General features: G+C 43.2%; 11 protein-coding genes. All 11 read left to right on the top strand.

The genetic code is table 11. From position 1 onward, the window contains the following. Nucleotides 1-28: 28 nt before the first annotated feature. The 11 genes from tcuA to AC1TO4_RS00975 all read left to right on the top strand — a co-directional run bounded on the left by tcuA (nt 29) and on the right by AC1TO4_RS00975 (nt 12,790). Complete coding sequence (gene tcuA / locus AC1TO4_RS00925) at nt 29-1,528, top strand: FAD-dependent tricarballylate dehydrogenase TcuA (protein ID WP_482103781.1); 1,500 nt, start codon at nt 29-31, stop codon at nt 1,526-1,528. Nucleotides 1,529-1,725: 197 nt separating this feature from the next. Continuing rightward, the gene (locus AC1TO4_RS00930; RefSeq protein WP_482103782.1) at nt 1,726-2,922 is read left to right on the top strand and encodes an acyl-CoA dehydrogenase family protein; all 1,197 of its coding nucleotides are present in this window, start codon (nt 1,726-1,728) and stop codon (nt 2,920-2,922) included. A gap of 1,024 nt (nt 2,923-3,946) precedes the next feature. Continuing rightward, nucleotides 3,947-5,152, top strand: a complete 1,206-nt coding sequence (locus tag AC1TO4_RS00935; RefSeq protein WP_482103783.1) for an acyl-CoA dehydrogenase family protein — start codon at nt 3,947-3,949, stop codon at nt 5,150-5,152. Nucleotides 5,153-5,172: 20 nt separating this feature from the next. Next, nucleotides 5,173-6,126, top strand: a complete 954-nt coding sequence (locus AC1TO4_RS00940) for a VOC family protein (protein WP_482103784.1) — start codon at nt 5,173-5,175, stop codon at nt 6,124-6,126. 34 nt (nt 6,127-6,160) lie between these two features. Then, nucleotides 6,161-6,961 (top strand): adenylyltransferase/cytidyltransferase family protein, encoded by an 801-nt coding sequence (locus AC1TO4_RS00945; protein WP_482103785.1) that lies wholly within the window; start codon nt 6,161-6,163, stop codon nt 6,959-6,961. Nucleotides 6,962-6,990: 29 nt separating this feature from the next. Next, entirely contained in the window at nt 6,991-7,890 is a 900-nt protein-coding gene (locus AC1TO4_RS00950; protein ID WP_482103786.1) for an isocitrate lyase/PEP mutase family protein, read from the top strand. Next, nucleotides 7,887-9,305: an FAD-dependent oxidoreductase gene (locus AC1TO4_RS00955; protein WP_482103787.1), complete on the top strand. Its 1,419-nt coding sequence runs from the start codon at nt 7,887-7,889 to the stop codon at nt 9,303-9,305. Before AC1TO4_RS00950 ends, AC1TO4_RS00955 begins: the two co-directional genes overlap by 4 nt. An 11-nt stretch (nt 9,306-9,316) precedes the next feature. Continuing rightward, the gene (locus tag AC1TO4_RS00960) at nt 9,317-10,060 is read left to right on the top strand and encodes an SDR family NAD(P)-dependent oxidoreductase (RefSeq protein WP_482103788.1); all 744 of its coding nucleotides are present in this window, start codon (nt 9,317-9,319) and stop codon (nt 10,058-10,060) included. A 17-nt stretch (nt 10,061-10,077) separates the two neighbouring features. Then, nucleotides 10,078-10,527, top strand: coding sequence for a GlcG/HbpS family heme-binding protein (locus AC1TO4_RS00965; protein ID WP_482100208.1), 450 nt, complete (start codon nt 10,078-10,080; stop codon nt 10,525-10,527). Nucleotides 10,528-10,533: 6 nt separating this feature from the next. Continuing rightward, entirely contained in the window at nt 10,534-11,913 is a 1,380-nt protein-coding gene (locus AC1TO4_RS00970) for an FAD-dependent oxidoreductase (RefSeq protein WP_482103789.1), read from the top strand. 25 nt (nt 11,914-11,938) lie between these two features. Beyond that, a complete protein-coding gene (locus tag AC1TO4_RS00975) occupies nt 11,939-12,790 on the top strand; it encodes an aspartate/glutamate racemase family protein (protein ID WP_482100210.1) in 852 nt (283 codons plus the stop codon). The last annotated feature ends 863 nt before the right edge of the window (nt 12,791-13,653 follow it).

Genomic DNA, 13,653 nt, shown 5'->3' on the forward strand with positions numbered 1-13,653 from the left:
CTAATTTTTGAAAGTGAGGCAAATCGATGTGAGTGAAAGGATAATCTATGAAACAGATGTAGTGGTCGTGGGGGCAGGTAATGCCGCCATGAGTGCTGCGCTTGCGGCTCGGGAAAATGGTGCAAATGTCATTGTACTCGAGAAAGCGCCTGAAGCGGAAAAAGGGGGAAATACCACTTTCACCCATGGTTCCGTTCGCTTTGCTTATAACGGTGTGGAAGATCTGAAAGAAATTATGCCTGATTTGACACAGGAAGACTTTGAGAATACGGATTTCGGTACCTATTCGGAGGCAGACTTTTTTGAAGATATGTGCCGACTAACGGATTATCGAACAGACCAAGAGTTGGCTTCGATTCTTACAGATGAAAGCTTTGCTACGATGAAATGGTTGCAATCACATAAAGTCAGATTTGTTCCGATTTATGGACGTCAAGCCTTTAAAGTTGATGGGAAATTCAAGTTTTGGGGCGGGATGATTGCTGAAACGGCTGGTGGTGGACCAGGACTGGTAGAGACTTTACATGAAGAGGCAAAAAGGTTAGACATCCAAGTTTTATTCGAAGCGATGGCGACTGAACTCATTCATGATGACGATGGTGTACACGGCGTACTTGTTAACTACAAAGGTAAAACAATAGAAGTTCGTGCAAAATCTGTCATTCTGGCCTCTGGCGGCTTCCATGCAAATCCAGAAATGCGCACGCAGTACCTAGGACCGAAATGGGATCTTGCTCATGCAAGGGGAAGTCGTTTTAACACCGGAGAAGGCATTCGAATGGCTTTAAACATAGGTGCGCTTTCGCATGGTAATTGGTCAGGTGCCCATTCTGTAGGCGGGGATCGCTACTTGCCGGATTTCTCGGAAGGATTTCAAAAGTTAAGTTATCCTTTTGGCATCATAGTAAACGCGGAAGGGAAACGTTTCCTAGATGAGGGCGCTGACTTCCGAAACTACACATATGCAAAGTATGGCCGGACCATTCTTGAACAAACAGGCCAGTTTGCTTGGCAAGTTTTTGATCAAAAGGTTGCGCATCTACTGCGGGAAGAATACAAAGGCAGGCAAGTTACAAAAGTAAAAGCCAATACAATAGAAGAATTGGCTGAAAAACTTGATGGTGTGAAGAGTGAAGCATTTTTAAATGAAATCAAGCAATACAATGCAGCGATCCGAAAGGACATTTCTTTCAACCCTACTATAAAGGATGGACGTAGTACGGAAGGATTGGCTGTTCCAAAATCCAATTGGGCTAATACTTTGGATGAAGGTCCATTTGAAGCATATGCGGTCACATGCGGGATTACTTTTACATTCGGTGGATTGAAAATCAGTACGAAAACAGAAGTCCAAAATGTATTGTCACAATCCATTCCAGGGCTGTATGCAGCGGGGGAACTAGTTGGGGGACTATTCTACTTCAACTATCCTGGCGGAGCTGGTTTAATGGCGGGCTCAGTTTTTGGCAAGATTGCGGGCGAAAATGCAGCGCTGTTTAGTAAACAGCGGACTTTGGTGAAATCATAGAAATTTGTATTTATATAAGTTGGACTAATGGTTTTATCTAATTTCCAGCGCACGCGTCTACTGGGGTAGCCGAAGCAATAAGACTGACAGTGATTTTCTGTCCGGCTTATTGTGGGAGGCATCCCCTAGCGCCAAGCGTTGTTGGTGGGATTCATTATTTCAATATATCTACTCAATAGATTAAAGGAGATGTTCATATGAGTAAGGTCGCACAAAAGGAACGTTTACTAGTAGATGAAGCCAGCTCTTTTATTCCAAGATTACGAGAGAGAGCCAAAGAAACTGAAGAAATTCGTCGTATCCCAGAAGCGACGATGAATGAATTAAAAGAAGCAGGTCTTTTCAAATTACTACGCCCCGAAAGATACGGCGGCTATGAAACAAATATGAAAACCTACGCAGATATTATTGTAGAAATTTCCCGTGGCTGTGGTTCGACTGGCTGGATTGTGGCATTATGCGCGATTCGCGAACTGATGGTAGCGGAATCATTTTCCGAAAAAACACATCAAGAGATTTTCGGCAGCAACGCAGATGATGTACTTTTTGCAGGGGTGTACGAACCTAGGAAGTGCATTGCACACAAAGTAGAAGGCGGATATCTTGTTGAAGAAGGATTCTGGATGTTTTGCTCGGGGTCACTTCATGCAACATGGGGATATTTCGGCATGCCAATCCTGGATGAACAGGGCGCAATTGTAGATCAAATATTAATGACTTTGCCATTCAGTGAAATGGAAATCATGGATGACTGGCATACGATGGGATTGAAAGGAACAGGTAGCAATAGTGTGAAAATGAATAATGTATTCATCCCGGATCATCGATGTACATCGTTTGTTAAAGCATTGGACGGAGATTTTGAATCTACACATCTTCGTAATAGCCCTTTATACAATACAGCACTCTTTCCTGCTTTGATTTTGTCGCTTGGATTACCAGGCCTCGGATTAGTGAAGCACGCACTTGAATTTTTCCAAGAAGTATTGCCCAATCGGAAAGCTGCTCATATCGGTGTCGAAAATCTTCGTGATGCGGCTAGCACGCATGCACTGATTGCGGACGCTTCATTGAAAATTGATAGCGCTTCTATGCACTATTATCGTGTAGCTGAAGACTTGGATACATGGGCAGCAAGTGGAAAGTATATGGATCGCGCGGCTAGAGTAAGAGCTTTGGCAGACATCGGCTATGCCAATCAGATGTGTAAAGAAGCACTGGATCTCTTGCTGCTTGGCAGTGGGTCAGGCTATGTATATGAAGGTCATCCGTTGCAAAGGATTTTCCGTGATTTCATGACGCTATATTCACACAGGTCACTATCTCCATCAATCACGAAAGAAAATTACGGTCGTGTGCTTTCGGGATTAGAATCCAATGCAATCAGATATTAAACGTAAGGATTTACTGCAATGCACTTAAAACAGAAATGATATCGGTCTAAACTCCAAACAATTTTATAATTGTTTGGAGTTTTTTAAAAACAACTCTTACATATATACGTTAAACAAATGAAAACGGGAGATCACTGGAAAAGGCCTAAATGATAAGAGTGATTTAGAGTTCCTGCTAATACCGCTTCTGCGCTTTGTGGATGCCTCCCGCGATAAGCCGGAAAGGAGACCGCTTTCAGTCTTATCGCTCCGGCTACCACGAAGTCGCGCCTTCGCTAGATGACCTCTATGTAGTCTGTAGTGCGTCTTTCTTCAATGAAATTAGTATCAAATAGTAATCACATTATTATTTCAGTCTATACATCTCAAAATAAAAACTCCCCCGCTAATGTACACGCTAGCGCAGGCGCGGAAAAGGGGTATCCGAAGCGTTAATCCATGCTCATGGGAGGCCACTGAAAAAGTTCTTTATTATAATACGAACTAGTTGATTGTAGTGAAGAGCGGCGACTCCAGCGGGAACAGCTAGGAAGAGAAAGAAGTTCACTCTTCCCTGGCTGAAGACCCCGCAGGAACGCAGTGACGAGGAGGCTGAAGCCGTGCCCGCGGAAAGCGTCCGCTCGGAACGGAAATCAACGGGATTGAAGGAAATCCGACTTTTTCAGTGCCCTCGCTCATGGCGAGAGGCATCCCCAAAGCGCCAAGCAATCTATAATCCACACACCAAATCACAACTCTCTCTCGACATTATGTACTCTAAAACATTACCCATGAAATAGCTCATTTTCATTCTGGAGAACAGAAGTAGCGTGACAAATCCCGGGAATAAGAAAAACTGTTGGATTTATTGAGGCATTAGAGTGGGAATCCTAAAAAACCATAAAAAACTAGTGGAACTTTAGGGCAATACAAACAATTAACACTCTAGAATTTTAGCGGTTAGTTTTATAAACTATCAGTATAGTTCAAATTGATAAAATCTTTTATACAAGTAAAGTTTTAGCGTGGAATAGGAGGTTATGAGATGACGACAATGACGACAACAATGATTGATACGAATAAGGAATTAGTGGAAAAGGCAATTTCATTCATTCCGAAATTAAGGGAAAGAGCAGTTGAAACAGAAAAGGGGAGACGAATCCCAGAGGCAACGATGCAAGAGCTAAAGGATGCTGGGTTATTCCAAATCTTACGTCCGAAGCTATATGGTGGTCTTCAATCAGATATGAAAACCTATACGAAATGTGTCGCTGAAATTTCACGAGGCTGTGGATCGACGGGCTGGATTTTTGGCCTCTGCAATATTCGAGAACTGATGATTGCACAATCATTCTCGAAAAAAGCTCATGATGAAATTTACTATTCTGGGGACGACATCATATTTGCAGGCGTATTTGAGCCTAGAAAGATCAGCGTTAAGAAAGTTGAAAGCGGATACATTATTGAAGAAGGCTATTGGCCGTTTTGTTCAGGGTCACTGCATGCGACTTGGGGATACTTCGGAATGCCGATTGTCGATGAGCAAGGTGAAGTAATCGATCAAGGACTGATTACACTTCCATTGAGTGAAGTGGAGATTGCAGATGATTGGCATGTATCGGGCTTAAAGGGAACGGGCAGTAACAGCATTCATATGAATAATGTCTTTGTACCGAATCACCGGGTAGTCTCCTTTACGGATGCCATACATGGTAAATTCCAGTCAGATCATTTCCGAGATACTCCTTTATACAATTCAGCACTTTTCCCTGCATTGGCAATGTCAATCGGTGTTCCGGCGCTAGGAATTGCAAATGCTGCACTGGACTTTTTTAATAAGACCTTGGAAACGCGTCGCGCAGCAAATTTAGGCGTCGAGTTCGTGAAGGATGCTTCTATTACGCATCATCAATTGGCTGAGGCGACATTACATATCGAGACAGCAGATCTCCATTTCACGAACATAGCGGAAAAAATGGATGCCTATGCGGAAAGTGGAGAATACATGCCGAAAGAAGAGCGTGTCAAAATGCTCGCTAAGATCGGTTATGCAGTTCAGATGTGTAAGGACGCGATGGAAATATTTGTTATGGCACTGGGATCTGGAATTGTAGGGGAAGGACATCCATTCCAAAGGTTATACCACGATTTCACTGCACTTTATACACATCGTACCATCAACCCGTTAACATCTCGAGAAAACTTCGGCCGTGTATTATGCGGTTTAGAGTCAAATACGAAAAACATTTAAAAGATAATGAGGGATGAAAAATGACGAATCCAGAAATTGCAAAGCTCGGCTATGTTGCACTCGTTACACCAGATCTCGAAAAGTCACTTGTGTTTTTCAGAGATGTCATCGGCTTAGAAGTCACGGAAGAAGTAAATGGAGTTCACTATTTACGCGCTTGGGGAGATTTCCAGCACCATACACTTTCATTAGAACAAGGGGATCGCGGCTATGTTCGTCATATTGGTTGGCGTACGAAAAATCGTGAAGACGTTCTTTTATTCAAAGAAAGACTGGAGCAAGATGGCGTTGAGGTTGAATTTGTAGAGGCGTGGAAAACGCCAGGAATCGGGGACTCGATCCGTTTTAAAATCCCAAGTCAGCATACATTCTCACTCTATTATGATGTGGAGCGGCCGGTTGTAGAAGAGCATCGTCGTTCTGTACTGAAAAACCAAACTTACAAATCATGGGCGAAAGGCATATCGCCTCGCCGTTTCGATCATGTGAATATCCATACATCCACAGATGCAGGATTGACGTATGAGTTTTTAGCAGAAATACTTGGATTCAAATTACGTGAATATGTACGTGATAACGATGGAGATGTTGTTGCGAGCTGGATGAGTGTCACGCCGCTTGTGCATGATGTGGCGGTTTTGGCTAAGCCAGATTCACCGACGCCTGCACGTTTGCATCATATTTCTTATTGGTCAGATGATTCACAAGACATTTTACGTGCAGCAGATATATTGAAAGAAAATGATATTGAATTTATCGGACCTGGTAAACACGGGATCACCCAAGCGTTGTATTTATATGTCATGGATCCAGGAAGTGGATGTCGGGTTGAATTGTTTACAGGCGGATATCTCATCTTCGAACCAGACTGGGAACCGGTGGAATGGACAATGGAAGAGCGTTCCGTTGGCAATACGTATTGGGGAGAATCTGTGCAGGACCGGGAAGAAAACAAAATAACAATCGAAGCGTAATGTGTCTGGGTGAAATGAAGGGAGGAAAATCGATATGAAAACAATTGAAATCAATCGCGATAACTTATCCTACTGGCAAAATCGTTTGCCGGAACAAATTATAGCACTCGGTTTTTTCGACGGTTTACACAAAGGACATCTTCAGGTCATTGAGACGGCAAAGAAACAAGCGCAATCGAAAAACTTGGCATTGTCCGTTATGAGTTTTTTTCCACACCCAAAAAGTGTTTTGTCTGACGGCAAAGTAAAAGTGGATTATTTAATGCCACTGAATGAGAAGGAGAAAAGGTTAAAGAAATTAGGAGTCGATTATTTCTTTGTGGTCCAGTTTGACAAACAACTAGCCTCTTTATCTCCTGAAAGTTTTGTTGAAAGTTATCTAGTCGATTTAGGTATTGTTCACGCAGTTTGTGGTTTTGACTATACTTATGGCCATCGTGGTGCGGGCAACATGAGTCGCTTGAAATTAGATTCAAGAAATCGGATAGAAGTTACAGAAGTGCCAAAGGTAGAATGTTATGGCGAAAAGATTAGCTCGACCTTAATAAGAGCGTCCTTAGCAGAGGGAAAGGTTAATTATATTCATAAGTTGCTTGGTAAACCCTATCAAATAGAGTGGAATAAACTGACGGGTCTTTCACCGTTTTATACACTTCCTGCACCAGGACGATACTATGCTTCAATTCAAGCAGCTGGTAGCAGAGTGAATTGTATAGTGATCGTGAACAATGACGGACAACTTGTTTTCAACCAATTACCGTTTTCAAATGAAGAACAGCTTTCGATTTCTTGGCATTATCAAGTGAGAAGTAAAGCATGTAGAGAAATTAGTTGAATTTATCCAAAGGGAAAGGGGATGTATATATGTCAAAAACAAAACAGTTTCAAGCATTGCTAAAACAACCGAATGCATTTATTTTACCAGGTGGATATGACGGCATGACAGCGCGCTTAGTAGAGGAGTTCGGTTTCCCGGCTCTGTATGCAACAGGAGCAGGTATTTCAAATGCCCAACTTGGATGGGCGGATGTTGGACTGACAACGTCAACTGAAATAGCGGAAATCGTAAGTAGAATGTCCGATGTTACGACAATACCGATTGTTGTGGATGGGGATACAGGATTCGGTAATGCCATTAATGTCATTCGAACAGTGAAGCAGTTGGAACGTGCAGGAGCTGCCGCCATTCAACTGGAAGATCAAGTCTCTCCGAAGAAATGCGGGCATTTTAGTGGTAAACAAATCATCAGCAAAGAAGAAATGGTGAATAAAATCAAGGCCGCTTTAGATGCAAGAGTTGATAATAACTTGGCGATTATCGCAAGAACAGATGCGCTTGCTATCAACGGAATTGAAGATGCGTTGGATCGGGCAAATGCCTACAAAGAGGCAGGAGCGGATGTCCTGTTTGTGGAAGCGCCAACGACTTTGGAACAACTGAAAATGATTACAGCTGGCGTGCCTGATATTCCACATATCATGAATATGGTTGAAGGTGGGAGAACACCGTTACTATCATTGGAAGAAGCGGAAGCATACGGCTTTAAGATTATGCTTTGCGCGAATACGGTACTGCGTTCGGCTATTAAAGGAATACGTGAGAGTTTACAGATTTTATCAACTGATAAGTCACAAGCAAATATCCATGACGCGATTTGTACGTGGGAAGAACGTCAGGAACTATTTAAATTAAATCAAATACAACAGTGGGAAAAGCAATATTTAGTTGAAGAGATACTAGTTGGGGGAGGTAAGTCATCGTGACAACAGAAATCGATTATGACTTGGTCGTTATTGGTTGTGGGGTAGCAGGTACGTCCGCTGCATTAGCAGCAGCCGAAAGAGCAAAAGAACAAGGGGAAAACCTTCGTATCGCCATTTTAGAACGTGCGGACTTCGATAATCGTGGAGGGAATTCACGGTGGACTGCAGCCTATATGCGTATGGAAAATATTGACGAACCCGCTGATCGTTTTGTAGAAGATATGATGGGATTTTCAAATAATTATTCAGATCGCCAATATATCGAGACGCTCGCACAAGACGCGGGTTCAACGCTTCGCTGGGTTGAGGAAAAAGGTGTTGAATTCGATTATTTACCGACGATGTTCTTAACGGCATCTAAGCCCCGGTTGTTACCTGTAGGCGGCGGCCGTGCCATCATTGACATACTTTCATTAAAGGCACGCGCTCTAGGAGTTGAAATCATTTATGAGTCAACGGCGTGGGACATTGTGTTGGATGATGAAGGTGCAGTGAGTGGCTTAAAGGTTCGCATCAAAGGCGGTGCATCACTGAAGCTTAATGTCCAATCTGTCATTTTAGCAGCAGGAGGTTTCCAAGGCAGTCAGGAAATGATGGCACAATACATCGGTCGAGATGCGCATAAAATTCCAACTGTAGCAGAAGGTGGCCTTTACAACAAAGGTGAAACGATTCGAATGGCGATGAATATTGGTGCCAGAGGATCCGGACAGTTTGATGCTTTCCATGCAGAGCCTGTAGATCCACGCAGCAAAAGGGAAGAAGCAGGAATTATGGCATACCCTTATGCGATATTGGTTGACCAAAATGCCAAACGTTTTACAGATGAAGGGCAAACAACAATAGATGAGCAATATGAAGAAGTGGCTCGGGAAATTTTTTATGATTTACCAAATCACATTGCATACATGATCAGTGACCAGAAAATGAATGCTATTCCGAATATCGAAGAGGCAATTCAAACAGAGCAACCCGCAATTGAGGCAGATACATTGGAAGAACTTGCAGAAAAACTCGGTATTCCAGCAGCTCAGTTAGTTGAAACGGTTCAACAATTTAATGCTGCGGTTCAGCCTGGTGAATTTATCTATAACAAAAAAGACGGGAAAGAAGCAGTTGGCATTGAGCCGCCCAAGTCAAATTGGGCCATTGCAATTGACCAAGCACCTTATATTGCATACCCCGTCATTTGTTGCAACGTATTTACCAATGGTGGATTGGCGACAGATACGTTCGGGCGCGTGTTATCGAATGATGACGATCCAATTCCTGGCTTGTACGCCGCTGGAGAAATTACCGGACTTTACTATGGAAAATACCCAGGTGGAACTTCCGTGTTAAGAGGATTGGTATTTGGCAAACGTTCGGGAGAGCATGTAGTCACGTATTTGTCGGAAGCAAAAAACCTTATATGAGGAGGAATTAGATGTCTACAGGGGATTTGAAAGGTAAAGTTGCGCTTGTCACAGGCGGTGGGCGCGGCATTGGCCGTGAAACTTGTATTTTGCTTGCATCACATGGTGCGGATGTAGCCATAAGTTCAAGGACGGCTTCCGAATGTGAAGAAGTGGCAGCATATATTCACAAAACATATGGCACGAAGACACTTGTTGTTACAGGTGATGTGTCGAATGAGGCAGACGTTCAACAAATCATTCAATCAGTTGAAAAAGAGTTAGGGAAAGTTTCAGTACTCATCAATAATGCTGGCATAATGAGCTTTTCACCATTTACGGAAACATCCCTTGAGGAATGGGATCAAGTCAATGACATTAATGTAAAAGCACCATTTTTACTGTGCAAGGCTGTCGTTCCAAATATGATTGAGAAACAGGATGGCATCATCGTGAATATTTCATCGATATGGGGAACGAAGGGCGGACCGAATCGGAGCGCCTATATCACTTCTAAGCATGCAGTCATCGGCTTTTCAAAAGCACTCGGTGAGGAGTTAAAGCCATATGGCATACGCGTAAATGCAGTTTGTCCAGGTCCTGTCGTTACACAAATGACAGACGATATGGGACCAGACGTGAATAGAACCGGTTGGCTCCAACCAATCGATATGGCGAATGTCATTGTCGAGCTTTGTTTACCGAAAATGAAAGCCATCACAGCATCAATAATTGAAGCATTCGGAGCAGGGCAACCTGTTGCCGTAACTAACTAAAAAGGGAGAGATACTCAATGACAGAAATGGTCGTAGCAATTGAATCGAAGAATATCAGTCTGGAACTATCTAACAAATTATTGGAAGCAGCTGTTGAAAAAGGTAAGGAACTTGGCATGCCATTTAGTATTGCGATTGTAGATAAGGTTGGTAACTTAAAGGCATTTTCATCCATGGATAGAGCGACTGTATTAACTTTAGAAATCGCCCAAAATAAAGCATTCTCGGCAGCAGCCTATAACCGGGCTACGCATGAATGGTATGACCGTTTAAAAGATGACCCACCTCTATTACATGGCCTTGTCCACACGGAGCGTCTTGTCATTTTCGGGGGGGGCTATCCAATTACAGTGGACGGTGAATTAATCGGTGGTATTGGTGTGAGTGGGGGGCACTATACACATGATATGCAAGTATGTGAAGCGGCGTTAGAAGTTGTTCAGCAACTTGAGCTAAAGGAAGTGTAATAGCCTATGGAAAACTACGATATTATTATCGTTGGCGCTGGTATGGCCGGACTTTGTGCTGCTGTTGAGGCTGCGGAGCGAAGTGCAAGTGTACTTGTGCTAGAAAAGGAAGCCGAAATGGGTGGAAGCTCTTTGCTCAGCGGGCGTTACATGGCCTTCGCAGAAACAGACTTGCAAAAAAGTAAAGGGATCGTGGATTCAACTGAATGTCTCGTCAACGACATGTTGTCAGTCGGGGACGGGGCGAACGATCCCGTTTTAGTCGAAGCTTACGGTTCACACCAACTAGAAACGTATGAATGGCTCGTAAATAAAGGTGTTTTGTTTCATGCCATTCAAGCGGTAAGTGGCCATAGTGTCCCGCGTGGGCATACAATCACACCACAACAGGCAATCACTAAGTTATTTGAAAATGCGAATAGCCATGAAAAAGTAAAAGTTAAACGCAAAGCAAATGTGTTGCGTTTACGTAAAAATAACGAAGGCAGAGTAGATAAAGTTTCTTATGAGATAGATGGTGAAATCCGTACAGTCAAGGCCAATCATGGCGTTATCTTAACTTCCGGAGGTTTTTCACGCAGCGAGGAGCTTCTGAATACCTTCGCACCTCAGTTAAAAGGTGCACTTCGAATAGGCGGCAAAGGGAATATAGGTGACGGTATTAAGCTTGCTTGGGAACAAGGTGCTTGGGTACGTGATTTGCCATTTTTAAAAGGCACATACGGCTTCCATCCAACTGCAGACGGCCCTCGTAAATCACAAGGACTCGTATTTTATAAAGGTGCCATTATTATTAATAAATTTGGCAAGCGCTTTGTCAATGAGTCGATTTCTTACAAGTTAATCGGCACGGAAGCATTGCAACAGCCAGAAGGAATAACCTATCAGGTGTGGGATCAAAACATCATGAAAGAAAGTATTCCTGGTGATGCATTGTATGATTTTGAAAAATTGCTTGAATTAGGCTTGATCGAAAAAGCCGAAACAATTGCAGAATTGGCAACTAAAGTTGCTGTCCCTTCCGATGAATTGGAAGAAACGCTTCATATATATAATCAAGATGTCGCGAATGGCAACGATTCACAATGTGGACGCGAAACATTGACGCATACTTTCGGAGCACCCAAACAAATTCTACAGGCACCATTTTATGCAATGAGAACGACTGTTGCGATGCTTGCGACATATGCTGGCATTGCGGTTGATGAATTTGCACAAGTCCTCAACCCATATAATGAGCCAATCGAGGGACTATACGCTGCTGGGGAAGTTGTCGGTGGCTTTCACGGAGCGGGCTATATGACAGGAAGTTCGCTAGGTAAGGCATCGATATTTGGCCGAGTTGCCGTACGTACAGCCTTACAAAAGCGGGAAATATTAATATAATCTAAATGAAAACGAGGTGGGTTACATGAAAATATGGCATCAAAGTCTAACATCAATTGAAAACGTGCCGCAGTATCGAGATGCAGTCATTCAACATATTCAAAAAGTGGCACGTCCTGATGTAGAAGTCGTAATACATGGCATGTCAAAAGAAACCTATCCTGCAGAATACCCGGGTCATTTTATCACATATGCCTATTTGCAAAACTTGCATCGTGAGCAATTCATTCGAAACGCGCTGATTGCAGAAAGTGCGGGCTATGATTGTATGTTCATTGGGACAATACCGGATGTGGGCTTATTGGAAGCGCGCACACTTGTAGATATTCCAGTGATTGGCTATGGACAAGCCTCTTTTCACTTTGCTTCGATGCTCGGTGATTGCATTGGAATTGTCAATTTCTTAGAGCCATTAAAAGATCAGCTCAAACAAAATATTCAACGATATGGTTTGGGAGAAAAGCTAGGTCCTATCGTCCAAACAGATGTAGGTTTTTATGATATTTTAGAAGGTTTCAGTAATCCAGAACCGATTATTGAGAGTTTCACAAAGGCAGCAAATAAAGCGATTGAACTTGGCGCGGATGTAATTGTACCGGGAGAAGGACCAATGAATGTATTCCTAGCCACTCATGGCATTTCCCGTATCGGTGATGTCCCCATTGTTGACTCATTCGCGGCAGGCATTAAAATGTGTGAGTCACTTACTGATTTACAAAAAAACTCCGGCGTCTATATGACACGCAAGGGATACTTTAATGCGAAACCACCTGAAGAAGCAGTGCAAAAGCTGCGTTCGTTTTATAATTTAGAAAGCAATATTCATCCTGAACTTGACTGGGGTCTCTCCATCAAGGGCAGTGCGGTCAAGTCTTAATTTGCCGATAGTATCTATTCGAGAAGAAGGGAGTAGCTATAAACTCTCTTCTTTTTGTATTGTCGATAATTCTTAAGATTTGTGAATCGTAAACGGTAGGGCCCAACCACTCAACGGTTTGGGCTATTTTGGATACATCGCTACATAGTCAACGTTATACTAAGTCTTCTTATTTCTGTACAATAGAAGGAAAGGGTTACAGGGGATTTTAGCTAGATATATTGAAATGAAGAATCCTGTTGAATTTGCTGCGGCGCGCAATAATGAGAGAGTTGAGATCTGGAGTGTGGATTATAGAACGCTTGGCGCTTTGGGGATGCCTCTCGCCATGAGCGAGGGCACTGAAAAAGTCGGATTTCCTTCAATCCCGTTGATTTCCGTTCCGAGCGGACGCTTTCCGCGGGCACGGCTTCAGCCTCCTCGTCACTGCGTTCCTGTGGGGTCTTCAGCTCGCGCTGTTCCCGCTGGAGTCGCCGCTCTTCACTACAATCAACTAGTTCTTATTATAATAAAGAACTTTTTCAGTGGCCTCCACTGAGCCAGGATTAGCGCTTCACATCCAGGCTCACGCCCTTGTCGCGCCTGCGCTGGTGTATCCATTATCGGGAGAGTTGTAATTTGGAGTGTGGATTGTAGATCGCTTGGCGCTTTGGGGATGCCTCTGGCCCTGAGCCTGGATTAGCGCTTCGCATCCAGTCTCACGGCTTCGGCGACCCCTTTGCCGCGCCTGCGCTAGAGTTTTCCATTATTGAGGGAATTATATTTGGAATGTGGATTTTATACCGCTTACGCTAGGGTTTCACATTATTGAAAGTGATTTTGAGAAGTATAGACTGAGAATATAATGTGATTGCTATATAATA

Source organism: Sporosarcina sp. Y838, from assembly GCF_056786515.1.

Excerpts from the sequence above, each read along its gene's own strand:
- AC1TO4_RS00945 (WP_482103785.1), top strand. The coding sequence starts at position 6,161 with ATGAAAACAATTGAAATCAATCGCGATAACTTATCCTACTGGCAAAAT.
- AC1TO4_RS00960 (WP_482103788.1), top strand. The coding sequence starts at position 9,317 with ATGTCTACAGGGGATTTGAAAGGTAAAGTTGCGCTTGTCACAGGCGGT.
- AC1TO4_RS00970 (WP_482103789.1), top strand. The coding sequence starts at position 10,534 with ATGGAAAACTACGATATTATTATCGTTGGCGCTGGTATGGCCGGACTT.
- AC1TO4_RS00930 (WP_482103782.1), top strand. The coding sequence starts at position 1,726 with ATGAGTAAGGTCGCACAAAAGGAACGTTTACTAGTAGATGAAGCCAGC.
- AC1TO4_RS00940 (WP_482103784.1), top strand. The coding sequence starts at position 5,173 with ATGACGAATCCAGAAATTGCAAAGCTCGGCTATGTTGCACTCGTTACA.
- AC1TO4_RS00975 (WP_482100210.1), top strand. The coding sequence starts at position 11,939 with ATGAAAATATGGCATCAAAGTCTAACATCAATTGAAAACGTGCCGCAG.
- AC1TO4_RS00950 (WP_482103786.1), top strand. The coding sequence starts at position 6,991 with ATGTCAAAAACAAAACAGTTTCAAGCATTGCTAAAACAACCGAATGCA.
- AC1TO4_RS00965 (WP_482100208.1), top strand. The coding sequence starts at position 10,078 with ATGACAGAAATGGTCGTAGCAATTGAATCGAAGAATATCAGTCTGGAA.
- AC1TO4_RS00935 (WP_482103783.1), top strand. The coding sequence starts at position 3,947 with ATGACGACAATGACGACAACAATGATTGATACGAATAAGGAATTAGTG.